Annotated in this window: 24 protein-coding genes; 11 read left to right on the top strand and 13 right to left on the bottom strand. The window is 54.0% G+C overall.

Annotated features, from left to right (window positions below):
* Nucleotides 1–8 precede the first annotated feature (8 nt).
* From RHM61_RS02080 to lnt, 3 genes are all read left to right on the top strand, one after another.
* Nucleotides 9–923 carry an ion channel gene (locus tag RHM61_RS02080; RefSeq protein ID WP_322249477.1) on the top strand — a complete coding sequence of 305 codons (915 nt, stop codon included), beginning with the start codon at nucleotides 9–11 and terminating at the stop codon, nucleotides 921–923.
* A 127-nt stretch (nucleotides 924–1050) separates the two neighbouring features.
* Nucleotides 1051–1935, top strand: a complete 885-nt coding sequence (locus RHM61_RS02075) for an HlyC/CorC family transporter (protein WP_322249476.1) — start codon at nucleotides 1051–1053, stop codon at nucleotides 1933–1935.
* On the top strand, nucleotides 1932–3503 hold the full coding sequence (gene lnt / locus RHM61_RS02070; protein ID WP_322249475.1) for an apolipoprotein N-acyltransferase: 1572 nt from the start codon (nucleotides 1932–1934) through the stop codon (nucleotides 3501–3503). Before RHM61_RS02075 ends, lnt begins: the two co-directional genes overlap by 4 nt.
* Nucleotide 3504: 1 nt before the next feature.
* Here lnt and RHM61_RS02065 read toward each other — a convergent pair whose 3' ends face one another.
* Nucleotides 3505–3876, bottom strand: coding sequence for a hypothetical protein (locus tag RHM61_RS02065; protein WP_322249473.1), 372 nt, complete (start codon nucleotides 3874–3876; stop codon nucleotides 3505–3507).
* Nucleotides 3877–4212: 336 nt separating this feature from the next.
* On the opposite strand from RHM61_RS02065, the gene RHM61_RS02060 reads away from it, so the two are divergent.
* Nucleotides 4213–6069, top strand: a complete 1857-nt coding sequence (locus tag RHM61_RS02060) for a glucokinase (RefSeq protein ID WP_322249472.1) — start codon at nucleotides 4213–4215, stop codon at nucleotides 6067–6069.
* 62 nt (nucleotides 6070–6131) lie between these two features.
* Here the strand turns inward: RHM61_RS02060 and RHM61_RS02055 are convergent, their stop codons facing one another.
* From RHM61_RS02055 to RHM61_RS02035, 5 genes are all read right to left on the bottom strand, one after another.
* The gene (locus RHM61_RS02055) at nucleotides 6132–6560 is read right to left on the bottom strand and encodes an ExbD/TolR family protein (RefSeq protein ID WP_322249471.1); all 429 of its coding nucleotides are present in this window, start codon (nucleotides 6558–6560) and stop codon (nucleotides 6132–6134) included.
* A 10-nt stretch (nucleotides 6561–6570) separates the two neighbouring features.
* Nucleotides 6571–7008 carry a biopolymer transporter ExbD gene (locus RHM61_RS02050; RefSeq protein WP_322247750.1) on the bottom strand — a complete coding sequence of 146 codons (438 nt, stop codon included), beginning with the start codon at nucleotides 7006–7008 and terminating at the stop codon, nucleotides 6571–6573.
* A gap of 86 nt (nucleotides 7009–7094) precedes the next feature.
* On the bottom strand, nucleotides 7095–7964 hold the full coding sequence (locus tag RHM61_RS02045) for a MotA/TolQ/ExbB proton channel family protein (protein ID WP_322249470.1): 870 nt from the start codon (nucleotides 7962–7964) through the stop codon (nucleotides 7095–7097).
* Nucleotides 7965–8086: 122 nt separating this feature from the next.
* A complete protein-coding gene (locus RHM61_RS02040) occupies nucleotides 8087–8755 on the bottom strand; it encodes an energy transducer TonB (RefSeq protein ID WP_322249469.1) in 669 nt (222 codons plus the stop codon).
* Nucleotides 8756–8828: 73 nt separating this feature from the next.
* Nucleotides 8829–9107, bottom strand: a complete 279-nt coding sequence (locus RHM61_RS02035; RefSeq protein ID WP_322249468.1) for a hypothetical protein — start codon at nucleotides 9105–9107, stop codon at nucleotides 8829–8831.
* 196 nt (nucleotides 9108–9303) lie between these two features.
* On the opposite strand from RHM61_RS02035, the gene RHM61_RS02030 reads away from it, so the two are divergent.
* Complete coding sequence (locus RHM61_RS02030; protein ID WP_322249467.1) at nucleotides 9304–10323, top strand: glucokinase; 1020 nt, start codon at nucleotides 9304–9306, stop codon at nucleotides 10321–10323.
* A 21-nt stretch (nucleotides 10324–10344) separates the two neighbouring features.
* On the opposite strand, the gene RHM61_RS02025 is transcribed toward RHM61_RS02030, so the two are convergent.
* The 4 genes from RHM61_RS02025 to RHM61_RS02010 form a co-directional block, all read right to left on the bottom strand.
* The gene (locus tag RHM61_RS02025) at nucleotides 10345–10734 is read right to left on the bottom strand and encodes a hypothetical protein (RefSeq protein ID WP_322249466.1); all 390 of its coding nucleotides are present in this window, start codon (nucleotides 10732–10734) and stop codon (nucleotides 10345–10347) included.
* 224 nt (nucleotides 10735–10958) lie between these two features.
* Nucleotides 10959–12380, bottom strand: a complete 1422-nt coding sequence (gene dacB, locus RHM61_RS02020) for a D-alanyl-D-alanine carboxypeptidase/D-alanyl-D-alanine-endopeptidase (RefSeq protein ID WP_322249465.1) — start codon at nucleotides 12378–12380, stop codon at nucleotides 10959–10961.
* Between the two features lie 166 nt (nucleotides 12381–12546).
* Nucleotides 12547–12963: a type II toxin-antitoxin system VapC family toxin gene (locus RHM61_RS02015; RefSeq protein WP_322249464.1), complete on the bottom strand. Its 417-nt coding sequence runs from the start codon at nucleotides 12961–12963 to the stop codon at nucleotides 12547–12549.
* An 8-nt stretch (nucleotides 12964–12971) separates the two neighbouring features.
* Nucleotides 12972–13229 (bottom strand): type II toxin-antitoxin system Phd/YefM family antitoxin, encoded by a 258-nt coding sequence (locus tag RHM61_RS02010; RefSeq protein WP_416200207.1) that lies wholly within the window; start codon nucleotides 13227–13229, stop codon nucleotides 12972–12974.
* 237 nt (nucleotides 13230–13466) lie between these two features.
* Here RHM61_RS02010 and RHM61_RS02005 point away from each other — a divergent pair, with 237 nt between their 5' ends.
* Nucleotides 13467–15440, top strand: coding sequence for a U32 family peptidase (locus tag RHM61_RS02005; RefSeq protein WP_322249463.1), 1974 nt, complete (start codon nucleotides 13467–13469; stop codon nucleotides 15438–15440).
* A 20-nt stretch (nucleotides 15441–15460) separates the two neighbouring features.
* Here the strand turns inward: RHM61_RS02005 and RHM61_RS02000 are convergent, their stop codons facing one another.
* Entirely contained in the window at nucleotides 15461–16258 is a 798-nt protein-coding gene (locus RHM61_RS02000; RefSeq protein ID WP_322249462.1) for a YdcF family protein, read from the bottom strand.
* A gap of 148 nt (nucleotides 16259–16406) precedes the next feature.
* Between RHM61_RS02000 and RHM61_RS01995 the strand changes: the two genes are divergently transcribed.
* From RHM61_RS01995 to RHM61_RS01980, 4 genes are all read left to right on the top strand, one after another.
* Entirely contained in the window at nucleotides 16407–17075 is a 669-nt protein-coding gene (locus tag RHM61_RS01995; protein WP_322249461.1) for an ANTAR domain-containing response regulator, read from the top strand.
* A 95-nt stretch (nucleotides 17076–17170) separates the two neighbouring features.
* Nucleotides 17171–18409 carry a CmpA/NrtA family ABC transporter substrate-binding protein gene (locus RHM61_RS01990; protein WP_322249460.1) on the top strand — a complete coding sequence of 413 codons (1239 nt, stop codon included), beginning with the start codon at nucleotides 17171–17173 and terminating at the stop codon, nucleotides 18407–18409.
* Nucleotides 18410–18569: 160 nt separating this feature from the next.
* Nucleotides 18570–20198 carry a sensor domain-containing diguanylate cyclase gene (locus RHM61_RS01985; RefSeq protein WP_322249459.1) on the top strand — a complete coding sequence of 543 codons (1629 nt, stop codon included), beginning with the start codon at nucleotides 18570–18572 and terminating at the stop codon, nucleotides 20196–20198.
* A 25-nt stretch (nucleotides 20199–20223) separates the two neighbouring features.
* Nucleotides 20224–21420: a YbfB/YjiJ family MFS transporter gene (locus tag RHM61_RS01980; RefSeq protein ID WP_322249458.1), complete on the top strand. Its 1197-nt coding sequence runs from the start codon at nucleotides 20224–20226 to the stop codon at nucleotides 21418–21420.
* A gap of 46 nt (nucleotides 21421–21466) precedes the next feature.
* Here RHM61_RS01980 and RHM61_RS01975 read toward each other — a convergent pair whose 3' ends face one another.
* Nucleotides 21467–21682: a helix-turn-helix transcriptional regulator gene (locus RHM61_RS01975; RefSeq protein WP_322249457.1), complete on the bottom strand. Its 216-nt coding sequence runs from the start codon at nucleotides 21680–21682 to the stop codon at nucleotides 21467–21469.
* Between the two features lie 894 nt (nucleotides 21683–22576).
* Here RHM61_RS01975 and RHM61_RS01970 point away from each other — a divergent pair.
* Nucleotides 22577–23545, top strand: coding sequence for an aminoglycoside 3'-phosphotransferase/choline kinase family protein (locus RHM61_RS01970; RefSeq protein WP_322249456.1), 969 nt, complete (start codon nucleotides 22577–22579; stop codon nucleotides 23543–23545).
* Here RHM61_RS01970 and RHM61_RS01965 read toward each other — a convergent pair.
* The gene (locus RHM61_RS01965; RefSeq protein WP_322249455.1) at nucleotides 23538–25196 is read right to left on the bottom strand and encodes a methyl-accepting chemotaxis protein; all 1659 of its coding nucleotides are present in this window, start codon (nucleotides 25194–25196) and stop codon (nucleotides 23538–23540) included. The two genes, RHM61_RS01970 and RHM61_RS01965, sit on opposite strands and share 8 nt — an antisense overlap.
* Nucleotides 25197–25529: the final 333 nt, after the last annotated feature.

Genomic DNA, 25529 nt, shown 5'->3' with positions numbered 1-25529 from the left:
CGACGACGATGCGCTGGTTTTCTGCACGCGCACCACGCGGTCGCCGCATCAGTATGGGCGGGCGTGATGTGCTGACCTTCGGTTTGGGACGCCATGTCTGGCAAGATGTGTACTATTACGCGATGACCTCGAGTTGGCCGATGTTTTTCGCCGCCGTCGCCGTCGTGTTCCTGTTATTCAATCTGATATTTGCCAGCCTTTATCTGTTGGGCAGTAATCCTATTGCTAATCTGGCCCCGGATAATTTTCTCGGGGCTTTTTTCTTCAGCGTGGAAACCTTGGCAACGGTCGGCTATGGCGACATGCATCCGCAATCGGTGTACGCGCATGTGGTGGCGACCTTGGAAATTTTCGTCGGCATGGCCAGTGTCGCCTTAACTACCGGTGTGATGTTCGCGCGTTTTTCGCGGCCGCGTTCGAGCATCGTGTTTGCCCGCCACCCGGTCAGCCATGTGGTGGATGGGCGCTTGATGTTGATGATACGACTGGCCAATGCGCGCATGAATATCATCAGCGAAGCGGCGGCCAAACTGCGCCTGATCCGCGATGAACCGACTGCCACCATGGGCAGTTTCAGAAAAATTCACGAGCTCGTGCTCGAGCGCGAGCAGCATCCTATTTTTATGCTCGGCTGGACCGTCATGCATGTGATCGACAGCCAAAGTCCCTTGTATGGTTTGACCCCGGAACAACTGCAGGCCAGTAATGCGGCACTGATACTGAGCATAGAAGGCATCGATGACACCACCAATCAATCTCAGCGCGCACGCCAGTATTATCCGAGCGCCCTGATACATTGGAATCATCGCTACGTCGATATCATGAGCAATCAAGGCAGTGTCGCACATTTACATTACGCCAAGTTTCACGATACCGAAGAGCTGCACATCAGTGCAGATGAAACGATGCCGGCAGAAAAATGACCGGCGTATGACAATCTGCTGTGTCTTTATTAAAAAAGCAACAAATTAAGCCCTGCATCGACAAAATTTGGGAAAGTCGTTGATTTGTTGTATTCTGTAGGATTGAAATAACGGCGTTATGCCTCCTATGCAAGAGCACTCCAGTAAGGTCAGACCAGCTGACCTTAAACCACACCGGTCTTTGTTTGAACGATTGACCGCTCTGATTTCTCCAGAACCTGAAAATCGCGCCGAACTGTTGGAAGTATTGACAGACGCTCAGGAACGTAATCTCATCGATGCCGATGCCTTGGCAATGATAGAGGGCGTGTTTCAAGTTTCCGACCTCGCGGCCCGCGATATCATGATTCCGCGCGCGCAAATGGATGTCGTTGACATTTCCACTCCAATCGAGGAATGGTTACCGCAAGTGTTGACCGCTGCGCATTCACGTTTCCCTGCTATCGATGGCGATCAAGATAAAGTGATCGGCGTGCTGCTGGCCAAAGATCTCTTGCGTTATTACGCGGAAGAGGCCTTCGATGTCCGCGCCATGCTGCGGCCGGTGATTTATATTCCGGAATCGAAACGACTCAATGTCTTGCTGCGCGATTTCCGTGCCAACCGCAACCATATGGCGATGGTCGTCGATGAATACGGCGGTATTGCCGGTCTGATCACGATTGAAGATGTGCTCGAACAAATTGTCGGCGATATCGAAGATGAATACGATTTCGAAGAGGAAGAAGATAATATTCTGGCACTCGAAAACAAAGGCAATGGCAAGCGTTGGCGCGTCAAAGGCTTGACTGAGCTCAGCCATTTCAATCATATGCTCGGGGTTGAACTGAGTGATGTGACGGTAGAGACGATAGGCGAATTGGTCGAGCATCATCTTGGCAAAGTACCGCATAAAGGCGACGAATTTTCCCTCGGCAATTTGTTTTTCGAAGTCTTACGTGCCGATGCGCGTGAAGTGCAGATCTTACAAGTCGAGCAACGCATTGAAGCGCGTCATGGATTAAGCGAATGAATCGCAGCGGCTGGCTGCCGCGATGGCGCGCCGGCTCGTTTGCCGGCGCGCTGATGGTCAGCTTGCTGGCCGGCGCAGTGAGTGTGTTCTCGTTTGCCCCTTATGCCTTGTGGCCGCTGCAAATTCTCAGCCTGGCCGGGTGGTTTTTCATATTGCTGCAACCACAATGGAGCTTGCGTCAAGTCGGCTGGCTTGCTTGGGCGGGCGGCACGGTTGCTCTGTCCATCAATGTCTGCTGGTTGTGGGTGGCGATGGCACGCTACGGCGACATGCCAGCCGCCTTGGCCGCGCTGGCACTGCTGTTGTTCGCCGCCGGCATGGCGGTGTATCCTTGGCTATTCGCGCTGCTCGGTGTGTTTCTGCAACGGCGTTGGCGACTCTCGCTGACAGCGACTCTGCTACTACTTTTTCCGGCGCTCTGGACTCTTTCCGAATGGCTGCGTGGCTGGCTGCTCAGTGGTTTTCCCTGGGCCATCGGCGGTTATGCCCACAGCGACAGTCCCTTGGCTGGCTACGCGCCGCTGGTCGGCGTGTATGGAGTTGGCTATGTGGCCGCGCTGCTCGCCGCGATCTTGGCCTTGCTGCTCTCTGCTGGTATCGGCCGGGCACGGCGCACGGCGCTGGTTTTGCTGGCTGTGGTATTGCTTGCCAGCGGAGCGCTGTTGCGCAGCGTGGTGTGGACGCAGCCCAGCGGCACAGCCTTGAGTGTGCGCTTACTGCAAGGGAATATTGCGCAAGATATAAAGTTCGATCCGCAACATCTGCAAGATACCTTGGATTTATATCGCAGCATGCTGACAGCTACACCCGCCGACCTGATCATCACGCCGGAAACTGCCTTGCCAGTGCCGATATCAATGTTGCCGCCTGATTATCTTTCCAGCTTACAAAACTATGCCGCTGCGCACGGCAGTGCGATCTTGCTGGGCGTAATCATGCAAGATGGCAGCGATCGCTATGCTAATAGTGTGCTGGGCTTATCGACCGAGTATGCCGCTGCCAGTTATCGCTACGATAAACATCATCTGGTGCCGTTCGGTGAATTTATTCCCTATGGCTTCGCTTGGTTTGTGCGGTGGTTACATATTCCCATGGGCGAACTGACTCCCGGCGCGGCGCGGCAAGCGCCGATGCGGGTCGGGACGCAGTTTGTGTTGCCGAATATTTGCTATGAAAGTTTGTTTGGCGAAGAAATTGCCGACAAGCTGCGTGCCCAACAGCAGGCCGGTCAGGGCGTCGCGAGTATTTTGCTCAATGTGTCGAATCTGGCTTGGTATGGTGATTCAATAGGCATTCCGCAACATTTGCAATTTGCGCGTATGCGCGTGTTGGAAACCGGTCGACCTTGGCTCAGCGCCACCAATACCGGTGCCACCGTCCACATTCGCGCCGATGGTGTCGTGCAGGCGCAATTGCCATTTCTACGGCGCGCCAGCCTGACTGCCAGTGTACAAGGGCAGACCGGGATGACACCCTACCTGCGCTGGGGTAATCGCACGGTGGTATGGCTGGCTTTGTTCATGCTGCTGGCTGCGCGTTGCTCAGTCCCTTGGACTGGCAAGCAATAACTCAATCAGCTTTCATATTGGCGTCGATATCGGCCAAGCATTCGATTCCGCGCGCGCTGATGCGACGTTCTGCGCTGACTTCATCCGTCTCGATATGACCTTTTTTACTCAAAAATGTAGCGACTGTTTCCATTAATGGGGCATTGCCGTCGGCGGCGATGGCGCGCAAACCGTCAATACATTGCTTGATGAATAAAACCTGACGACCGGTTTCGGTCAATTCCAAGCTACCATCTTTGCGATAGGCGACCAGTTTAATACCCGACAAACGCTTGGTGTTGCGTCCTATGCAGGCATTCGGTTTAACATTTTTCGGCAATTTGCTGATCAGTTCCAGCGCATTGTATTCATCGATACTTAACTTGTGATTCATTCCAAATCCGATTCTTCAGGTGTGTGTCGCGGCATGATTGCTTGGCGCGTTACGAAAGGAGAGCGAAAACACCGCTATGCGGCGCGCTGCGCCGTACTGGGGCGCCGGGTTCGCCGAGGTTCCGCTGTGATTGCTGATTTTGCAGCGAATATATCATAGCGCCGCGCTTTTGCCGTGTTTTGTGTGCATTGGCATTGCATTGGCAATGCCTTGGCAATGCCTTGGCATGTATACAGCCGCGTTTTTCTCTGCACTAGCTTGCGGCAAAAAAGCGACGCTACACGATGGCTGTGTTAAATTGCTGGAAATCGAATAATCGCCTGCCTCGCGCGCACCATGAATCAACCTGTCCTGATCGAACATAGTAAAGCCACACATTTTCCCGGCGGGCCACGTTTGTTGGCCGACATCGGTGCCACGCATGCGCGCTTCACGCTCGAAACGGCCGCTGGTGTGTTTCAGGCGGTCCAGGTGTTGAAGTGCGATGAATACGGCGGCATGGTTGAACTGATGCAGGCGTATTGGGATCAGCAGCAAGTGAGCGGGGTGCAGCATGCGGCCTTGGCGATTGCTTATCCTATCGATGGCGATTATGTGCGCATGACCAATCGCGCCTGGGAGTTTTCCATCGATGCCGTGCGGGCGCAATTTTCTCTGCATACTTTACTCATCGTGAATGATTTCACCGCCTTGGCGATGGCCTTGCCGCACTTGCAAAGTGGCGAACTGATGCAGGTTGGCGCTGGCACGGCGGTTGCCAAATCGGTCATCGGTGTGCTCGGGCCGGGCACCGGTTTGGGGGTGTCGGGTTTGATTCCGACTTCCGACGGTTTTGTCACGCTCGGTTCGGAAGGCGGACATGCCAACTTTGCGCCGAGTGACGAGCGCGAATTCTCGATACTGCAATTTGCTTGGCAAGAATGGTCGCATGTTTCGGCTGAGCGGCTGATTTCCGGCCCTGGTATGGAATTGATCCATCGCGCCTTGGCCGCCAGGAATCGCTGTGCGCCCACGGCGGTATCGGCCCAAGAAATTACTCGCCGCGCCCTGAGCGAGGCCGAGCCTTTGTGCTTGGAAACGCTGGAGTGCTTTTGCGGTATGCTCGGTAGCTTCAGTGCCAACCTGGCCGTGACGCTCGGCGCTTGCGGCGGTATGTATATTGGTGGCGGCATTATTCCGCTGATGGGGGAATGGTTCACGACTTCACCATTTCGCGCGCGCTTCGAAGCCAAGGGCCGTTTTCGCGGCTACTTGGCGCAGATTCCCACCTATGTGATCACGACGCCGAACCCGGCGTTTTATGGCGTCTCGGCGATTTTGTCTGAGCACTTGCGCGGCCGCAGTGCCGACAGTTCACTGCTTGACCGCATACAGCAAATCCAAGCGACGCTGACGCCGGCTGAACGGCGTGTGGCAACACTGATTTTAGCCAATCCGCGCAGCGTGCTCAATGAAGCGATTGTGGAAATCGCCAGGCAAGCCGATGTCAGTCAGCCTACCGTCATCCGCTTTTGTCGTTCGCTCGGCTTCACCGGTTTGGCCGACTTCAAACTCAAGTTTGCCAGCAGTCTCAACGGCACCATTCCGGTACGACATAGTCAGGTAAGGCGCAATGACAGTACCCACGATTTAAGCGCGAAAGTGATCGACAATACCGTGTCGGCAATTCTACAATTTCGCGATCAACTCGATGTTCATGCGATTGAGCGGGCCATTGCATTTTTGCATAAAGCCAATAAACTCGAATTGTATGCGATGGGAAATTCGCGCGCCGTTGCGCTTGACGCTCAGCATAAGTTTTTCCGCTTCCGCATTCCGACTGCCATTTATGGCGATGCGCATTTGTTTTTGCTGGCGGCCGAATTGCTGAAACCTGGCGATGTCGTCATCGTCATCTCGAACTCAGGAAAATTGCCGGAACTGTTGCACGCCGTTGATGCGGCTTTATTCGCCGGCGCGGCCGTCATCGTACTGGCACCGCATCAGTCGCCGCTGGCGAAGAAGGCGACGGTGTGCTTGGCAGTCAATCACACCGAAGACAATGCCAGCTTTCTGGCGATGGTTTCACGTATTTTACAGCTCTTGCTGATCGATATATTGACGGTCGGTTTGTCACTCGAAGCGCCGCGTGGTGAGACTGGCTTGATCAAAGAAAGCAGTTATACGCGCTTTATTTCGCATCTCGACAGTTGAGTCCGCAAAAGAAAAAAAGCGCCGGGAAAAACCTTCGGCGCTTTTTTTGTATTGACTGCTGCTTACTTCAAGAACTGCTCGTTCCCAACCATACCGATCTTGGTCACGCCAAGTCGCTGAGCCGAAGCCATCACTGCCGCCACCGATTTATACGGTACGACCGCGTTCGGTCGCAGATGTACTTCCGGCTGATTCGGGTTGCTCGCCACTTCAGTGAGCTTGGCTTCGAGTTCAGCGCGGTTTGCTACTGCCACGCCATTCCACAAGACCGTGCCGTCAAAGTCGACATCGAGATTGACCACCACCGGTGGCTCCGTCGGTTTCGACGGTTGATTGGTCGGCATATTCAGATTGACCGAATGATTCTGGATAGGAATCGTGATGATCAGCATGATGATCAACACCAGCATGACGTCGATCAGGGGCGTCATGTTCATTTCTATCATTACTTCCGGTTCGCCTGAGCCGCCGGAACCCATTTGCATTGCCATAGTCTGTTCCTCAGTTTTTAGGCGGTGGTTCGATCACGAACCCAACCTTGGTAATCCCGGCGCGCTGGGCGTTGAGGATAGTCTTGCCGACAAATTCGTAGCGCACGTTTTGATCGCCGCGAATATGCACTTCCGGTTGCGGTACCTTGACGGCTTCGACTTTCAATCTGTCGAATAAATCTTCGGTGCCACCGGGCAGTGGTTTCATGCCGCCATTCCAGTAAATATCGCCCTCTTTGCTGATCGAGATGGTGATATTTTCCGGCTTGGTTTTGTAAATCTGGTTACGCTCTGCCGGCAGCTTGAGTTTGACCGTATCCGTGATCACCGGCGTGGTGATAAGGAAAATGATCAGCAAGACCAGCATGATATCGACCAGCGGTGTGGTGTTGATGGTGCTGTTGACTTCGTCTTCGCCATCACCATCGTTGCCCATTGCCATTGCCATAATTATACTCTTTCACATTACACTGCCCACGCTTGACAGCGGCGGGCAGTCGTACCAGTAGTCAAAGTCGACCTGTCAGTCCGCTGTTAAGCAGCTTTTTTAGCGACTTTATGCATGTTACCCGACAAGACCACCGAGTGCAGATCGGCCGAGAAGGCGCGCACTTCTTCCATCGAGCTCTTGTTGCGACGTACCAGGAAGTTGTAACCGAGTACAGCCGGAACCGCGACGGCCAAACCGATGGCGGTCATGATCAGCGCTTCACCAACTGGGCCGGCGACTTTATCGATCGATGCTTGACCGGACATACCGATGGCTGTCAAAGCATGGTAAATACCCCAGACGGTACCGAACAAACCGACGAACGGTGCAGTCGAACCAACGGTAGCCAAGAACGCCAAGCCATCTTGCAAGCGACTTTGTACTTTTTCGACGGCGCGGTGTATCGACATCGACACCCAAGTATTGAAATCTATTTGCTCCAGCAACAAGCCTTCATGGTGCTCAGTAGCTTTGATACCGGAATCGGCGATGAAACGGAATGGGCTGCCTTCTTTCAGGGCAGCAGCACCGGCTTGAACCGAAGCGGCTTTCCAAAATTTAGTGCGGGCTTCCGAAGCTTGACCGGCCAGTTTGAACTGGTCGACGATTTTCGTGATGAGGATGTACCAGCTACCCATAGACATGATGAACATGATGATCAGCGTGCCTTTGGCGACGAAATCGCCGGTTTTCCAGAGTGCATCGAGACCGTATGGGTTGTCGATCACTTCTTTAACCGGTGCAGCGGCGTCCATCGGTGCGGCAGCCGGTGCAGCTACCTCAGCGGCGGCAGGGGCAGCAGCAGAGGCGGCCGGAGCAGCGGCTGCATCAGCGGCGTAAACAGGTGCAACCGAGACGGTGGCGGAAATCGCCAGCACAGCGGCGGCGAACAAGGCGGAGAAACGAATAGTCATGGTGTTTCCTTTAACTAAGATCAGATAAATAAGCGGGACTTCAACTGCGGCTGAATCATTCCCTGTTTGCTGTGCGAAGCATAGTGCAAAACCTTGCACGATGCCGTGTCAAAAAGTAGCAATCAATCGAGGCGCCACACGTACTGCACTTTGGTCCAGGTCGCTTGCGGTTTGCCATCGACGGTACCCGGTTTGTTTTTGCAAGCGCCCGACATCAACTGCAAGCGCACGGCATTATCCAAACCACGGAAACCGCTGGACTTGTCGACCTTGACTTCAGTCACCGCACCATCGGCACCAATCAAGACCGATAACAACACGGTCCCGGTTTCTTCATTGCGCAAAGATGCACGCGGATACTCAGGCTTGCAACCGGCCACATTGAAGTCTATGACGGCCGCAATCGTGCTCGGTCCGGCTGCGGCTTTCGGTGCTTCCACTGGGACTGCCGGTGTTTTGGCAAACACTTGCGGTTCCGGTTTGACATTCGATACCGCAGCAATCGTATTTTGCGGCTGAACTTGCGGCTGCACCTGCACTTCCGGTGGCGGAATGAACGGTGGTGGCGGTGCCAACAGTTTCGGCGGCGGCGGCGGCGGCACATCGGGCGGCGGCGGTGGTGGTTTTATTTCCTCCACCAACTTGGCTTCCAATGGTTTTTGGATGATCTCGACGAGCTTGGTACCCAAGCCATTGACGAGCGCATACACCAACACGATGTGAAAAACTATAACCAGCCCCAAGCCAAGAAACTTCTTGCCCGGCTCTTGCTGGCGATCTGAAAAATCCATTCCGTTTGTCTCCTCAATCTAAGAATACGAAGGCGCTTATCATAACCGCTGTTGTTGCGAAAACTCAATTTTTTCAGTGAAAATTTCGCATATATTTTGTAATAACGATAGCCTGTTTTTGTACAGTTTTCATCTGCGCTGATTTCATCAGGAATTCATATTTTTCTGTTAAAAATATTCGGGCCGCGATCCTCCTGAAGATAATGCCCTTCCTGCGCAACGCCAAATTTTTCCCATATTGCAGAGTAGCGAAGGCGGGGGCGTGCTGCATAGGATATCGCGCTGCGAGAAGTGCCTTGTCGTCACGGTCGTTTCCTGATTCATCTGTTGATCCATGTTTTAAGTAGCTCAACTACATGCAGTATATTTTTATTTTCTACGAAAATATAGTTATTTCCGTTGAAATATTTGATTCATCCGAATTTTAGCGCATAAAACACAGGCTTGGTCGACTTTTTAATTAAGCGATGTAGTATTATTACATAAAATATTCGAGCACTGTCTTCCCAGCCATTGTTCTTCCATAAACCGACCACCAAGGTGACAAGTTGCTGCCAGACTTAAGCTCACACGCTCCCTTCGCTCCCCGGCTGCTGGCCGATATTGGCGGCACCAATGCGCGTTTCGCCTTGGAGTTAGCGCCCTTCCAATTTACGGCCATCAGTGTGGTCGCTTGCAACGATTACGCCGAGCTGCACTTGGCCATCGCCGCTTATTTGGCCAGTGACAGCGTGCGTGGACTTGGCCTCGCGCCGCTACGTCATGCGGCCATCGCGATTGCCAATCCAGTCGATGGTGACTTGATCCGCATGACTAATCATCACTGGACTTTTTCGATCGAGCAATTACGCTTGAGTCTGCAGCTCGATACGCTGTTGCTCATGAATGATTTCACCGCCTTGGCGATGGCTTTGCCATTCCTGCAAGCGAGCGAGCGCGTACAGATAGGTGGCGGGCTTGAGCAAGCCGGCAAAGCCATCGCTTTGCTTGGGCCGGGTACTGGCCTCGGCGTATCGGGCATTATTCCTTATGGAAAACATTGGGTGCCGCTGGCGAGCGAGGGAGGGCATGTCAGCTTTGCGCCCAGCAATGCTGAGGAACTCGCCTTATTGCGCTGGATTTGGCGTTACCATCCGCATGTTTCAGCGGAACGTTTGATTTCCGGCCAAGGCTTGCCCTTGCTGTATCAGGCCGTTGCGGCGCTTGCCGGTAGTCCGGCACCACAGGCCTTGTCGGCGGCAGCGATCAGTAGCCACGCCTTGAATGACAGTTGTCTCTTTTCAACACAGGCGGTGGCACATTTTTGCGCCATGCTCGGCACGGTGGCTGGCAACTTGGCGCTGACACTCGGTGCCAAGGGCGGCGTGTATATCGGTGGTGGTATCGTAGCGCGACTCGGACATTTGTTTGTCGAGTCGGCATTTCGCCAGCGCTTTGAGGAAAAAGGGCGTTTTGCCAGCTATCTCAGGGAGATTCCGACCTTTCTCATTATGGCTGAGTATCCGGCATTTCTTGGCGTCTCTGCCGTGCTTGCCGATAAGTTGGGTGCAGCTGAGTCCGCGTTTTAATTGCTGCTTTGCTTCCTCCTGTCAGCGGCACCATGCATGCGACAGCAAGAAAGTCAGGGTCAGTGAAATGACGGCCGCGCAGACCGTGGTGATAAAGCTCAGGTAAGAAATCACGCGACCATGGCGGCGATTGTCGGCAAAAATGATCAGTTCGCCGATAGCCAGAATGCAGCTTAATCCGGATACAAAGATGGCCAGCAGCATGCACAGTGCTTCCAGGTCACTGAGCTTGCGGCAATTTTCAGAATACAAATGGGCGATTTGAAAAGTATTGTCATAACCGAGCATACCCATCAGGATGGCGGTCAACACCAGCGCGATGGTCAGTAAAGGAATAAACCAGGTCAGGAAGTACTTGTCACGGACCGATCTGACTATGCTGTTGATCCAGCTTTTGAAAAATCCATTCATCTCAGTCTCTCGTAAACGATCTGACCGCGAGCTTGTCCCCGTGGTCGCAAACTTATCGCATAGTTCTTATGGCGCAATGCTAATTGATGGTACCGCGGTTTTCGGCGAAAAACCTGCGGCACATCCGGAATGCAACACTTAACTCGATAAAGCTTGGGTTTGCCTGCTGATGCATGCCAATTAATTGATATGGATGATAACTTTTCGTCACAAGTGTTTAAGAATTAATTCGTTTTCCCTTCGACGACGGCTGCGATCAGCGCGTCCAGTGCTGCTCTGGCGGCCATGGCCTTGTCATGATTGATGAAGGCAACTACGACCCAAGTCTGATTGTCTTGGTCGCGCACATAGCCAGCGATGGCGGTGCTGTCTTTGAGTGTGCCGGTTTTAATTCGGCCGCGCTGTGCGGCGGCGCTGCCGGTGAGGCGTTTGCGCATGGTGCCATCGAGCGCGACGATGGGCAGGCTGCTGACAAATTCGGCACTCCAATCACTGTCGGCAGCAACACCGAGCAGCGCGGCCAATTGTGTGGCGCTGATGCGCTCACTGCGCGAGAGCCCGGAACCATTATCGAGCACCAAGCCGGTGGCATCGATCTGATGCGCAGCAAACCAAGCACGGATACGCAGTGCCGCCTCCGCGGCGCTGTCTGTACTGATTTTTGACAAGCTTTCGGCACCCAGAGTGAGATAAACCATGCGCGCCATGGCATTGTCTGAACTTTTATTGATGATACGAACCGTGTCGGCCAAGCTGTCGGAAATGCGTTCGTGTAACAACACGGCCTGGTCCGGCGTGATACCGTCGCGCACACGGCCTTGCCAACTGCCGCCCATTTCCGTCCACAGGCCGCGCAACAAGTGGGCGATGTATTGGTTTCTATCGATCAAATTCAAGTAGGCGGTGACTTGGCAATGGCGTGGAAAGCCACCGCTCAAGCTGATCGCGATTTGCTCTTTGCGCTGTAAGTCTGCCACGGCTGGTTGCAATTCGCTTTCCCACGTGCTGCAGGGCTTGTCGTTGAAATGCAGGTGGTTGTCGAATTGGATTTTATCCAGCGGCGTTTGCATGCGGGCGTCGATTTTATCGCTGCCCGACGAGAGCGTGATGGCGCTGATATTACTGTTGATTAACAGTGCATCCGGAATGACGTTGTAGTAAGCATTCGGATTTTGGTCAAATTGCGGCGCGTTGAGGTCGGCGCGTTGTGGTGAGAAATAGCTGCGATCGAGGATGACATCGCCGCTGATCTTACGAATACCCTGAGCGCGCAGCGCGCGCAACATGGAAGCGAAATTTTCTGCGGTCAAATTGGGGTCGCCACCACCGCGCAGATACAGATTACCCTTTAAAATTTCTTTCTGTGGCGCAGCATCGGCCAAAATGCGCGTCTTCCAGCGAAATGCCGGCCCCAGTTGTTCCAGCGCGACCAGACTCGTTACCAGTTTCATGGTTGAGGCCGGGCTCATGCTCAGCGTGGCATTCTGGCTGATCAGTGCAGTTGCACCGGGACGCATGACGACGACCGCCACTGATGAGGGCGGCACGTTTTGTTGGTTCAAAATATCGAGCATGGCGGCCGGCAGGGCGGCCGCGGCAAGCGACGATGCGCTCAGGGTGAGGGCGAAAATACAAGCGGGTAACATGGTGGCTTTCGGTATCGGGGACACGGCATTGTAAAGGCCGCATGCTATTTTTCACGGGGAGGTGAGAAAATCTGTTTAGTACGAAAAAAATGTGTTCTGAGTTGTGACAGTTGACTCGCACGCGAGGACTGAGATCAGCCAAAGGCAGGTGGAAAATCGCTGCGATTTAATCTGCGCTTCGGTGCAAAAAAGGATTGGAAAGTGCCACGTCAAAACTTTTGAAATCGCTGATATTTCTCGTGACGACAGTCAATTTGTTTACCCGCGCGCAGGCAGCAATCATGCCGTCTTCGTAGCGCGTGTCTGATTGCTGGTGCATCATTTTTGCCCATACTCGCAATACCTCGCCATCAAGCGGGAGAATATTATAGGCAGACGCAACTTGATCAAGCCAGTGTTCGATGGCTTGCGCCTTAGCCTTATCTTGCTGGCGTGTTATTTCGATGCCGGCTTGGATTTCCGCCAGGGTGATCGCACACAGAAACAAATCGGATTCTGCAACGCCGTTGATCCATGCAAGCACCGCGCCGTGCGGCTTCGGTTTGCGCAGTTCCGAGACAACATTTGTGTCGAGCAAGTACATGGCTGATCTCAGGGTAAAACGGCGGCGCGACGGCGCGCGGCACCACGCTCTGGTATGAGCAAGTCGCTACGATCGATATCCGACAGTAGTAGTGTTTTCAGCGATGGGCGCGCGGCCTGATGCAGACGCTGCCATTCCGCCAGCGGCACCAGCACGGCGGCCTCTATGCCGCGGCGAGAAACCATTTGTGGTCCATCTTTAATGCAAACATCGAGCAGCTCGCTGAAACGCGCTTTTGCATCTTGTACCGGCCATGTATTCATCATTTTCATCTGCGCTTTCTCAAATAACCAGTTACCTGACTAGTCTAGCAGAAAAATTTTACTCATCAAGCTCAATTGTGTTGATAGACTCAGGCGATGGGCGTAATCGCTGGCAGAGAAGGCTGGAAACACGCTGATGTCGTTGCCGGAACGACATTAACCTGAGAAATCGGCGCACAATCAGGACATAAGCCTTTGATTTCGTTATAATTTCGCCTCACTTCGTCACCGGTAGTCGCCATGGGCTTGCTCGTCAATCAAACTGAACTCTTATCCCCCGCCAAGAATGCCGAAATCGGGCGCGAAGCGATACTACACGGGGCCGACGCCGTGTATATCGGCGGGCCATCATTCGGTGCGCGGCATAATGCCAGCAACGAGCTCGGCGATATCGCCGGCTTGGTCGAGTTCGCGCATCGGTATCATGCACGTATCTTTGTGACCATGAATACCATTTTGCATGAGTCGGAATTGGAACCGGCGCGCCGCCAAATACATCAGCTTTACGATGCCGGAGTCGATGCCTTAATTGTGCAAGATATGGGCATACTCGAACTCGATATTCCCCCCATCCAATTACATGCCAGCACCCAGTGCGACATCCGCGGTGTGGATAAGGCGCAATTTCTCGGTGCCGTCGGTTTCTCTCAGTTGGTGTTGGCGCGTGAACTGACGATAGAACAGATTGCCGCCATCCATGCCGCCGTCGCCACGCCGCTCGAGTATTTCGTTCACGGTGCCTTGTGTGTGGCGTTTTCCGGTCAGTGCTATATCTCGCATGCCGATAATGGCCGCAGCGCCAATCGCGGAGATTGTTCGCAAGCATGCCGCTTGCCCTATACCCTCAGTGATGGTGCCGGTAGAGTGGTGGCGTATGAAAAGCATTTGCTGTCGATGAAAGATAATGATCAGAGCCGCAATCTGGAAGCCTTGCTCGATGCCGGTGTGCAGTCCTTGAAAATCGAGGGACGCTACAAAGACATGGGCTATGTCAAAAACATCACGGCGCATTACCGCCTTTTGCTCGATGAAATTCTCACCCGTCGCCCCGAGTTTTCGCGTGCTTCCAGCGGTGTCAGTCGCATCGCATTCACGCCCGATGTCGATAAGAATTTCCATCGTGGACATACCGATTATTTTGCCAATGGCCGGCTGGAAGATATCGGCGCTTTTGATTCGCCGAAATATGTCGGTCTGCATCTTGGCTATGTCACGCGCATCGCCACAAATTGGTTTGAAATTGAAGCCAATGAAGCCATGGCCAATGGCGATGGGCTTAATTACATGAAAAAACGCGAGGTCATGGGGATCCATGCCAATACCGTCGAACGCATGTCGAGCAACGAAAACGGCACTACCTGGCGGATTTCGCCGGATGAAAAAATCGCCGACCTGAGCGGTTTGCAAGTCGGCTTGTCGATCAATCGCAATCGCGATCAACGCTGGGAACAGGGCTTGACGAAAAAATCGGCGGAACGACGGGTGCCAGTTTGGCTTACCCTCAGCGATACCGATGGCAGCGGCTTACAATTGACGATGCATGATGAAGACGGCGTCACTTCACAAGTTCACAGCCTGCTCACTTTGCTACCGGCGCAGCAAGCCGATAAAGCCGAAGCCGCTTTGCGTGATAGCTTGGCTAAGCTAGGCAATACCATGTTTGAAGCAGTGCAAGTCAACCTGTCATTGCGTCAGCCATGGTTTGTGCCGGCCGCAGCGATTAATGCCTTACGTCGCGATGCCGTGGCGGCACATGAAGCTGCCCGCGCAGCGGCTTGGCAACGGCCGCCGCGCACGCCGGCGCAGCAGCCACTGGCCGCTTATCCGGAAACCACCTTGAGTTATCTGGCCAATGTGTATAACAGCAAAGCGCGCAGTTTTTATGAAAAACATGGCGTGCAATTGATCGCCGCTGCGTATGAGGCGCATGAAGAGGCCGGTGAAGTGTCGCTGATGATCACCAAGCATTGTCTGCGTTTTTCTTTCAATCTGTGCCCTAAGCAAGCCAAGGGTGTGACCGGGGTGCAGGGGCAGGTCAAGGCTGAACCGATGACTTTAGTCACTGGTGAGGAAAGCTATACCTTGAAATTCGATTGCAAGCCCTGCGAAATGCATATCATCGGTGCCATGAAGCCGCACATCCTGCAGGCTGCGCCGCCTTCATCGGTGCCGTATGCGCCCGTGGTGTTTCACAAGAGCCGACCGGCCGCATAAAACCATGCCGCTCAGTCGGCTTATTTGCCGTGGTAATAACAGGCTTTGACGAAAGAGAAGTATTCGCGCAGCCAAGCGTTGAGGCGCACGCTTGGTGGCGTTGGCGCGCCGGCTGTTGCGACGCTGTGCCAGCCCGCTTGCTGGGCAATCCAGTAGGCGCGCGGCAAATGAAAATCACTGCTGACCAACATGATTGTGTCGCTCGCGACGATGCCGCGTGCGCCTAGCAAACGGCTGCTGTAAGCGAGGTTTTCGGCGGTGTTGCGGCTCGCGGTTTCAAGGATAATCCGCGCAGTCGCCACGCCGGCGGCGCGCAAGCTGTCGGCCATCACTTCGGCCTCACTGCAGGCCAAACCATCGTCGCGGCCGCCACTGACTATGATCCATGCCTGTGGCCAGCGTATAGCCTGCTGGCGCGCTAATTCCAGACGTGCCGCCAGCGTTGCCGATGGGCGGCATTCTGGGCTGCCGCTGCCGAGTACAATCAAGGCGCGCGGCGCGCTGTGCTCAGTGCGATCATGCGCGCCCTGTATGAATATAAAAAATAACAAGACACTGATGAGCCAAGCGATGAGGCCGGCTGCCCCCCAGTTCCACAAGCGACGATGCCAGCGCCGCGCGGCGCGCCATGTCGCTAAACGCTGCCGTTGCCAGTATCCCAGGCAGAGCGCCAGTCCACCCCAGAACGGCAGCCAAACGCCGAGGTGGCGGGTGCCGTTTGCCAGCAGTACGCTGCCATCCAAGAACAGAATCAGGCCAGTGACAAGAATGGCCGCACCGATACGGTGCTGAGGCAGTGTGCTGCTGTGGTTTGGCATAGAAAGACGAGGGTCTGTAGATGCGCCTCATGATACGGTAAATTGTCGCACTGTTACGCGTAGCGTAAGTTGGATCGATTCTTGCATTGATAAATTTACAAAACTGCAAGTTTGCATTTCCTTTATTTTTTTCGGCATTGAGTCCATCATGAAATCGCCCACCTCTGATTCCGACTCACCCAGGCAGAGCTTGAAAATTGTCGTCGTCACTACGCTCGAGCTGGCGCAGTCGGATGGTCGCCCGCTTGATGGTGCCGCCGTCGAGGCACAACGTGCACGCGCAGAGGCCTTGCGCAGCGGCTTACTGGAAGCCGGTTACGATATTCTTGCGGCGATTCCCGGCGATATGCATTTGATCGATCGCATTGCCATGCTGCAGCCCGACATGATCATCATCGATGCCCAATCGGATGCCCGCGATGTGCTGGAAGACTTGGTATTGGCCACGCGCGATGCGCCGCGACCGCTGGTGTTATTCACCGAAGCCGGTGAAGCCTCCGAGCTGGCAGCGGCGATGGCGGCCGGGGTATCGGCCTATGTGGTGGCCGGCTTACAAAGCGCGCGCGTGAAGCCGGTGCTGGAGGTGGCGATGGCACGTTTTGTGGCCGACCAAAAACTGCGCAATGAATTATCCGATACCAAAACCAAATTGGCCGAACGTAAAACCATCGAACGTGCCAAAGGCTATTTGATGCAACGCCACGGTCTCAGTGAGCAGCAGGCATTTGAGCGCTTGCGCCGCCAAGCGATGGAAAAAAATATGAAACTGGCCGAATTAGCCCAGCGCATTCTCGATGTGTCTGACTTACTCGGCTGAGTGGATTGATTGCACTGAGTTGGTGCGCAGCACTAAAGTGGTGCGAATTATTCTGAGTCCTTGCATTTTCAGTACTTTTTTGTTGGAGCAGTAACATGATGAATTCCGCGCAAACGCCGGCAGAAGATAGTGTGGTCGAGTTGACCGGCGTCAGCGCTGCCGCTGAGGCAGCGACACGGGCCGGTATCTGGGTCGCCGGATCGGATCGCCCGGAACAACGCACGGTGCGGGTCGGCTTCATGCCGTTGACCGATTGTGCCTCTGTAGTGATGGCCTCTTTGTTAGGCTTTGATAAAAAATACGGTATTGAGATCGTCGTCAGCCGCGAAGCGTCGTGGGCCGCGGTGCGCGACAAACTGTGCAATGGTGAACTCGACGCCGCGCAGGTTTTATACGGTTTGCTGTATGGCGTACACATGGGTATCAGTGGCCAGCAGAAAGATATGGCCGTGCTGATGACGCTCAACCACAATGGTCAAGCCATCACGGTATCGAGTAGCTTGGCCGCCAAAGGTGCCAGAGATGGTGCTGGGCTGGCCAAGTGCATGGCGCAGGAGCCGCGGCTCTACACGTTCGCCCAGACTTTCCCCGGTGGTACCCATGCCATGTGGCTACATTACTGGATGGCCGCCCATGGCGTCAACCCACAGACCGATGCCAAGGTGATTACCGTACCTCCGCCACAAATGGTGGCCAATTTACGACTGGGCCAGATCGATGGCTACTGTGCCGGCGCGCCCTGGAATCAGCGTGCCGTCGCCGATGGCATCGGTGTGACCGCCGCCACCAGCGCGCAAATTTGGCCCGATCATCCGGAAAAAGTACTCGGTGCCAGCGCAGAGTTTGCCGACCGTTGCCCGCATACGGCGCGCGCCTTGAGCGCCGCGATTCTGGACGCCAGCCGCTGGCTCGATGCCGCGCCGGCCAATCGCAGTCGTATGGCCAAGATCTTGGCTGGCAGCGACTATCTCAACACCTCGGTCGATGTCATCGATGCCGCGCTGCTTGGGCCGAATTCCAGCGCTGCGGATAGCGCTCACCATGCGCGCAACGAGATGAAGTTTTTCAACGATGGTGCCGTCAATTTTCCTTATCTATCGGATGGCATGTGGTTCCTGACCCAGCATAAGCGCTGGGGTTTGCTCAAGACCGATCCGGCTTATCTGGATGTCGCCAGCACAGTCAATCGCATCGATCTCTACCGCGAGGCAGCCAGTCTGGCCAAGGTTGCACTCCCGGCCAGCAGTATGCGCAGCAGTCGTTTGATTGATGGGCTTGTGTGGGATGGCAGTAACCCGGCTGCCTACGCGGCATCGTTTCCTATCGGTGCTTAAAAGACACAGCTGCAGTTCCTTGTTCTGCAGCTATTTCTTTGCAAAATCTCCTGTTGCCGATGATTCTCTGTTAAATTCAGGCTAGTATAATTAATTTATTTCTCGGCAACAATTTTTCAGTTCTGCCTCCACCTCTGACCACTGATGATGTAAGCGACCCATGCGCCTGCTGCACCTTACCCGCGGCATTACTTTTCGGCTCATTGCGATGGGCATCTTGTTCATTGTCGTTGGTAGTGTCATGCGCTATCAAATGGCCGCTAAAGTTCTGAGAGATGGTACGGTCGACGTGGTTTCTGGTCAGCAATTATCGCTGGCCAGCTATGTTGCTGACGATATAAACGGCAATATCGATGTGCGCAGGCAATTGCTGCTCAAGCTGGCGACTGATTTTCCATCAGCCTTGCTGCAACATCCGCAGCAATTGGAACAGTGGCTGGCCGTGCGTCACGATATTTCACCCCTGTTTTCACTCGGCTTGGTCATTTTGCCCTTGAGTGGAGTCGGTGCGCTATCCGACTATCCACAAATTCGCGGACGTCGCGAGCTCGATTTTCGTCAGCGTGATTGGTTTATCGCGGCGCGTGCGGGTAGCCTTTTTTATATCGGCAAACCAGCTATCAGCCGTACCGTCCACCGCGCTGTGGTCAATTTCAGTACGCCCTTGCGTAATCGCAGCGGCGATATCATTGCTGTGCTGATGGGGGCAAGCGAAATCGATAGTCCCGGCTTTCTTGATCTGATCGGCAAGCGTGGCATCGGCAAGACCGGTAGTTTCTTACTGATTTCGCCGCGCGATCAAGTCTTTGTCACCGCCAGTGATCCGGCATTGCGGCTGCAGCCCTTGCCCCTACACGGACGCAATCTGTTGCACGATAAGGTAATGCAAGGCTGGCGCGGGGCAGGTGTGACCATTAATGCCTACGGAGTAGAAACGCTGGCAAACGTCGTGTCTGTGCCAAGTGCCGGCTGGGTGGTGGTGGCGCAGATGCCGAGCGCCGAAGTGCTCAGCGCCTCTGATCGAGTTTGGCATGTATTCGCACGCAACAGCATCGTCTCGGCGGTTTTTCTCATCATCGCGCTCATTCTGGTACTCGGCTATTCCTTCGCGCCGCTACGCGCGGCGGCGCGGCAGATGCGCGCCATGGCCGATGGCAGCAGAGCGCTGTCGAGTTTGCCGGTCAGGCGGCACGACGAAGTAGGTGAAATGGTAACGAGTTTCAATTTGCTGGCAGCAAAATTACTCAAAACTGAAGAGCAGATGCATTACCTCGCCCATCATGACAGCCTGACCGGTTTGCCGAATCGGCGTGCTTTCATGCATGGGTTGCGCCAGAGCATAGCCTTGGCGCTTCGACAAAACCGCCAACTGGCCCTGTTGTATGTCGATCTTGATGGCTTCAAAGCGGTCAATGACCAGTATGGCCATGCGCTTGGCGACAATTTTCTCATCCAAGTTGCGCAACGTCTCAAGCATCTGGTGCGCGAAGCCGACCAGATTGGCCGGATTGGTGGTGATGAGTTCGTCTTGCTCATGAGTGATTGTGATGAACGCGCCAAGGCCGTCTTGATCGCCGAAAAACTGATTGCCGAATTGTCGCGCCCTTTCGTGCTTGATCAAGTGTTCGTGGTGGTCGGTGCCAGCATAGGCATTGCCATGTTTCCCGAGCAAGCGAATGAAATCGATGCTTTAATGATGCAAGCCGATGCCGCCATGTACGCCGCGAAACGCCGTGGTCGCAACTGCTATGAATTTGCTACTGGCGAAAGTACGCCGGCGGCCAGCTAAACCGTCTACCCCGAAAGGAGCGCCCATGCATCCGGCGCAACAACGTTTCAAGGTTCTTTGTGCCGGTATTTTCAGTCTGGTACTGGTGCTCGGGGTCGCGCGCTTCTCGTACACGCCGCTGCTGCCACTGATGCAACAGCAGGCCGGACTCGGCGTGGCTGCTGCCGGTTGGCTGGCTGCCTATAATTATGCCGGCTACCTGAGTGGCGCAGTGCTGGCGATGTTCGTCAGCGACTTGGTGCTCAAAGACCGCTTGTACCGCATTGGTTTGGTGCTGGCGGTGCTGAGTACGGTGATGATGGGCGTGAGCACGAATCTGCTGGTGTGGGGTGTATCGCGTTACTTGGCTGGCCTCAGCAGTGCCGCTGGCATGCTGTTCGGCACCGGCCTGATTCTCAATTGGTTGATACGGCATAATCATCGCAGTGAACTCGGCATTCATTTCGCCGGCATCGGCATCGGCATTGCTTTGAGTGCCGCGGTCGTGGCGCTGATGAGCCCGTGGTTTGATTGGCGCGAACAATGGTTTGCCTTCAGCGCGCTCGGCTGCCTGTTACTGATACCGGCGTGGCGCTGGTTGCCACCGCCGGATCGCAGTGACACCACCACCAGCGGCGAAAAAATGCTCGATCAAGTACCGGGACCTTGGTACCTGCGCATTTTCATGGCCGCGTATTTTTGCGCCGGCATTGGCTACGTGGTCAGCGCTACCTTCATCGTCACCATCGTCAACCACTTGCCAGGTTTAGCCGGGCAGGGTAATTGGGTATTTCTGGCCATTGGCCTTGGTGCAGCACCGGCTTGCATCAATTGGGATTTCATCGCGCGACGTACCGGCGAACTCAATGCATTGATTTTGGCCGCGCTGCTGCAAGTGTTGGGAATCTTGCTGCCGGTCATGGTTGGCGGCTTGCTCGCCGCGCTGATCGGTGCCTTGTTATTCGGTGGCACCTTCATTGGCATGGTCAGCTTGGTGTTGACCATGGCCGGCCGTTATTATCCTACTCGGCCTGCCAAGATGATGGGAAAAATGACTTTATCTTACGGCAGCGCGCAAATCATCGGCCCGGCAATGACCGGTGCCTTGGCGGCCGAATTGGGCAACTACAACGTCGGCTTGTATTTGGCCGCAGCCGTGATGCTACTTGGGGCGATGCTCTTGGTTTTGCTCAAATATGTGGAGCTGCATGAGCGGCGCACGCAGCAGCTTGGGTCAGTGTGACGAAAATGCCGAGGGGGAAGCGGCCGCGCTAGTTTAGCCCCTCGGTCTACTCATCGAAGAGTTTGACGACCGTGACATTGAGTGCCTCAGCCAGAATTTCTATGGCCGATAACGAAGGATTACGCTTGCCGCGCTCAATCCCGCTGATATAGGTTCTGTCGAATCCACAACTGTCGGCAAAGGTTTCTTGTGACAGTCCAGCTGCTTTTCTTAAAGCCCTGATACGGATTCCGAACGTGATGGATAAAGGTATTTTTTTCACACATTCATTAACTCATTTTGTGGCCTTAGCGTACAGGTACTAATCGTCACAAAGGTTTTTGATGAAGATTAATCGTAACATAAATGATCTTATGATGTTTTATCGTCACATTAAATGATTTTAAATGAAGATCGATCGTCACATCAGGATCAGTATCAGGCTTTAGTTTTTGCGTAAAAGCGACAAATTTTTTCATAAAAATTTGTCGATGCCGGAAAGTTGCGCCGTGGCTTTAATGAGACGCGTTAGCTTGAAGTCAGCTTGAAGTCAGCTGGAAAGAAAAAATACTTGTCGGGGGGCTAAGTGCAGTCGGCAGGATGATCCGGTATTCGAATCCTCGCCTGTGTGTGCAGGAATGTCTCAGTGTAGGCTTACTGATCGATTCAAGTTTGCGCCAAATCAATAAACGTGCGCGTTTTCGTGATCTATAGAGTTATTTCAGATGTTGAGCTTGACTGGAATTATGTGTCAAAATGCTACGCTGCGGCGACGCCTGCCGGCCTGAGCGCATATTTTGCTTCATCAGATTTTGCGCATGAAACCTCGGCCTTCAGAGGCTGTCGCAAAAGGGTTTTCAGTCGGCATCCTTAATCTAACTGGCAGACATGTCATTCCCCCGTGCTCTCGCCTCATCATTCCTGCGTAGGCAGGAATCGAGTGGCACGTCAGTGCCTTCAGGGTGAGAGGGTCGATCAAGGGCACTTTTTTCTGTGAAATGAACACGTTCTGCTGCGCCTGAGCAGCACAGATATAAAGGGCGCGTACGCGCCACTGGATTGCCGCCTGCGCGGCAATGACGAATTGGGCGAATGGGTGGGCGCGTCCACGCCTCTTGGTATCGTAGAATGCGTATTCGGCAACGCGCCGTTTTTATTCCTGACCAGACCAGAAATTATGAACATCTCTCTCAACTGCCTGCCGCAAGGCTTGGACAACGCTGCCTGCAGCGATTTCATCGCCCGGACACCGTTGCCAGCTTGGCTGCCTGTGCTTAGCTACGTACAACAGCAATTTCAATTGCCTCAGGGCCAGTGGGAAAAAATCGCGCAAGCCAGCAATGCCTTGTTTTGCTTGAACGATGACGTGATCATCAAACTCGTGCCGCCCAATTGGCGTCGCCAAGGCGAGAAGGAAATACTGTTCGCGCCTATGCTTGAAGGCAAGTTGTCCTTGCGCACGCCCAGTTTGATCGGCAGTGCCGAAATTGATAACTGGCTATGCGTGATTTCGCCTCGCTTGGAGGGCGTGTTACTGGCCGATGTATGGCCAACTATGGAACTGGAACAGAAGCGCTTGATCATGCAGCAGACCGGACAAGTTATGCGCGAATTGCGCGCGCTGCCGGTCGATGAAAACAGTGCGATCAAGCCAGCGTGGCCGGCGTATCTTGATGATCTGCTTGCGAGCTGCTTGGCACGGCATCGCCGCAATAAAATGCCGGCCGGCTTGCTGGCCCAAGTACTGCCGTATATTGAGCGTAGCGGTGGGTTTGGCCAAGCCGGTGCCTTGCGCTTGATTCATATGGATATCCATCCAGGGAACTTGATGGCTAAACCAGAAGACGGGCGCTGGCGGCTCGATGGCTTGCTTGATTTCGGTGATTCTATCATCGGCAACACAGACCGCTTTGAGTTGTTGACGCCGATGATTTTCATGGCGCAAGGTAATCGATTGCTGCTCAAGACGCTGATTGAGGCTTACGGTGGTCTGGGCGCGCTCAGCGTGCCGGAGTTGCAGCGTCAGTTGACGGCATACATGTTGATCCGGCCCGATTGTGATGTCATGTTTTGCCTGCAGCAAGTTCCGGCCAGCGCGGCGCGTGACACGTGGGAGCAAATCGCTGCGCAAGTGTTTCCTATCTGACTAATCTCGGTATGTTCTTCTTGGCAGCAGTTTTGCTCCGTGTAAAATCAGTCAGCGGCTTGGCAGTCATGTGCGTTGCAGTATGCATAAGCGTGGAATCATTCGCCATTTTGAAGACGCTGACGACTTGATTCAAATTCCTCGTTTGTTCTTGCATTGCGCCAGCCGCCGCCGCCGCTTGTTCCACCAAGGCGGCATTTTGTTGGGTGATATCATCCATATCGATGACGGCTTCATTGACCTGTTCGATACCGGCAGATTGCTCGATACTGGCGGCGCTGATCTCGGCCATAATGTCGCTCAGCCGTTTGATGCTGTCCACCACCTCGGTCATGGTTGAGCCAGCTTGATTGACCAGTTTGCTGCCGACATCAACTTTTTCTACCGAGTCGTCGATCAGGGTTTTGATTTCTCTCGCGGCGGCCGCGCTACGCTGTGCCAAATTGCGTACTTCCGTCGCCACTACGGCAAAGCCGCGGCCTTGTTCGCCCGCACGGGCTGCTTCGACCGCAGCGTTGAGCGCCAAGATATTCGTTTGAAAAGCAATGCCATCAATCACGCTGATAATGTTGACGATTTTGCGCGACGAAGTATTAATCGCACCCATGGTGTTGACCACTTCCGCAACCACTTGGCCACCCTTCAAGGCCAGCTCAGACGAGCTTTGCGCCAGTTGGTTAGCCTGCCGTGCATTGTCTGCATTTTGGCGCACGGTGCTGGTCAGCTCCTCCATCGATGAAGCGGTTTCTTCGAGTGAACTGGCCTGTGATTCGGTGCGCGCAGACAGGTCCATATTTCCTTGCGCAATTTCGGTCGAAGCGGTGGCAAGACTCTCGGTGCCGGAACGCACTTCCGTCACGATGTTGACCAGACTGTCGCTCATATTCTTCAAGGCTTGCAATAAGCGCCCGGTTTCATCCTTGCCTTGAACCTGAATGTTCACGCTCAGATCACCCTTGGCAACTGCTTCTGCCAAGCTTAAGGCGATCTGAATCGGTGCAGTGATTGAGCGCGTTACCCAAGTGCCCATGAGTGCGGCCACAATCAAGGCCAGAATGCTGCCACCGATGATGCTGTCTTGGTTGAGTGCCCGCTGTGACTCCGCCTCGGCAGAGCGGATCACCAGTAAATCTCGCTCCGCTTTATCAAAATCGGCATGCAGTAAGCGAAATCCATCCATTGCTGCTTTGTCGCGCCCCTTGGCAAATTCGCTCACCAATTCGGCCACCGTGTGCTCGCCGCTAGCGATCGTTTTACGATAGGCAAACAGGGATTCGGCGACGCCTCTGAATTCCTGATGGCGTGCCTTCATATCACTTAAACGTCGTTGTTGACTCGGATTGTCGGCAGTCAAGTCTTTTGCTTCGGTCCAGGCTTGGTCGAAATTTTTCAGGCCAGCATTCCATGGTTCGAGAAAGCGGCTTTCACCAGACAGTAAATAACCACGGGCACCCGTTTCCATGTTGATCATCGCTGCGAGCATGCTGGTACCCGTTTCCAGTACGGCGTAAGTATGGGTGTTCCACTTCTCGGCCTTGGCCAAATTGGCCGCAGTGTAGAGTGCACACCCGCAGACTAACAGGAAGATGCCAATCACCGCAGCAAAGCCCATGGCAAGGCGCGTTCCTATGCGCATATTTTTGATATCCATACCGTTCTCCTTGAAAAATAATTGCCCATAAGACATGCTTATTTATTAAGTTTAGGTGTGCGTAAGGCGATTCGCAAGGACAAACAGTAGGGAGTGTTAATTTTTTTAACATAAATTAACAAATTTGCAATCATGCGCAGACCTAAATTAATCGCAGCGAGCAATCGGCAACGGTCAAGCTTTTTGTTCGGCAGATTCAAGCGGGGCGTCGATGTGCGCCCCAAAATAAGCAAATGCAAAAAAAATCGTTTATAGCGTTGAACTAATTTGATTTAATTCTCTCCTGCTTATTTTTTGCTGCGAGTCACTCGTTTTGCTTTTTGTAAAAGTGCA

It is taken from the genome of Undibacterium sp. CCC3.4 (assembly GCF_034347425.1).
GTDB lineage: Bacteria > Pseudomonadota > Gammaproteobacteria > Burkholderiales > Burkholderiaceae_D > Undibacterium.
Note: the sequence above shows the minus strand (reverse complement) of the source record. Positions and strands in the feature narration are given on the sequence as shown.

Excerpts from the sequence above, each read along its gene's own strand:
- RHM61_RS02080 (WP_322249477.1), top strand. The coding sequence starts at position 9 with ATGCGCTGGTTTTCTGCACGCGCACCACGCGGTCGCCGCATCAGTATG.
- RHM61_RS02075 (WP_322249476.1), top strand. The coding sequence starts at position 1,051 with ATGCAAGAGCACTCCAGTAAGGTCAGACCAGCTGACCTTAAACCACAC.
- lnt (WP_322249475.1), top strand. The coding sequence starts at position 1,932 with ATGAATCGCAGCGGCTGGCTGCCGCGATGGCGCGCCGGCTCGTTTGCC.
- RHM61_RS02065 (WP_322249473.1), bottom strand. The coding sequence starts at position 3,876 with ATGAATCACAAGTTAAGTATCGATGAATACAATGCGCTGGAACTGATC.
- RHM61_RS02060 (WP_322249472.1), top strand. The coding sequence starts at position 4,213 with ATGAATCAACCTGTCCTGATCGAACATAGTAAAGCCACACATTTTCCC.
- RHM61_RS02055 (WP_322249471.1), bottom strand. The coding sequence starts at position 6,560 with ATGGCAATGCAAATGGGTTCCGGCGGCTCAGGCGAACCGGAAGTAATG.
- RHM61_RS02050 (WP_322247750.1), bottom strand. The coding sequence starts at position 7,008 with ATGGCAATGGCAATGGGCAACGATGGTGATGGCGAAGACGAAGTCAAC.
- RHM61_RS02045 (WP_322249470.1), bottom strand. The coding sequence starts at position 7,964 with ATGACTATTCGTTTCTCCGCCTTGTTCGCCGCCGCTGTGCTGGCGATT.
- RHM61_RS02040 (WP_322249469.1), bottom strand. The coding sequence starts at position 8,755 with ATGGATTTTTCAGATCGCCAGCAAGAGCCGGGCAAGAAGTTTCTTGGC.
- RHM61_RS02025 (WP_322249466.1), bottom strand. The coding sequence starts at position 10,734 with ATGAATGGATTTTTCAAAAGCTGGATCAACAGCATAGTCAGATCGGTC.
- dacB (WP_322249465.1), bottom strand. The coding sequence starts at position 12,380 with ATGTTACCCGCTTGTATTTTCGCCCTCACCCTGAGCGCATCGTCGCTT.
- RHM61_RS02015 (WP_322249464.1), bottom strand. The coding sequence starts at position 12,963 with ATGTACTTGCTCGACACAAATGTTGTCTCGGAACTGCGCAAACCGAAG.
- RHM61_RS02010 (WP_416200207.1), bottom strand. The coding sequence starts at position 13,229 with ATGATGAATACATGGCCGGTACAAGATGCAAAAGCGCGTTTCAGCGAG.
- RHM61_RS02005 (WP_322249463.1), top strand. The coding sequence starts at position 13,467 with ATGGGCTTGCTCGTCAATCAAACTGAACTCTTATCCCCCGCCAAGAAT.
- RHM61_RS02000 (WP_322249462.1), bottom strand. The coding sequence starts at position 16,258 with ATGCCAAACCACAGCAGCACACTGCCTCAGCACCGTATCGGTGCGGCC.
- RHM61_RS01995 (WP_322249461.1), top strand. The coding sequence starts at position 16,407 with ATGAAATCGCCCACCTCTGATTCCGACTCACCCAGGCAGAGCTTGAAA.
- RHM61_RS01990 (WP_322249460.1), top strand. The coding sequence starts at position 17,171 with ATGATGAATTCCGCGCAAACGCCGGCAGAAGATAGTGTGGTCGAGTTG.
- RHM61_RS01985 (WP_322249459.1), top strand. The coding sequence starts at position 18,570 with ATGCGCCTGCTGCACCTTACCCGCGGCATTACTTTTCGGCTCATTGCG.
- RHM61_RS01980 (WP_322249458.1), top strand. The coding sequence starts at position 20,224 with ATGCATCCGGCGCAACAACGTTTCAAGGTTCTTTGTGCCGGTATTTTC.
- RHM61_RS01970 (WP_322249456.1), top strand. The coding sequence starts at position 22,577 with ATGAACATCTCTCTCAACTGCCTGCCGCAAGGCTTGGACAACGCTGCC.
- RHM61_RS01965 (WP_322249455.1), bottom strand. The coding sequence starts at position 25,196 with ATGGATATCAAAAATATGCGCATAGGAACGCGCCTTGCCATGGGCTTT.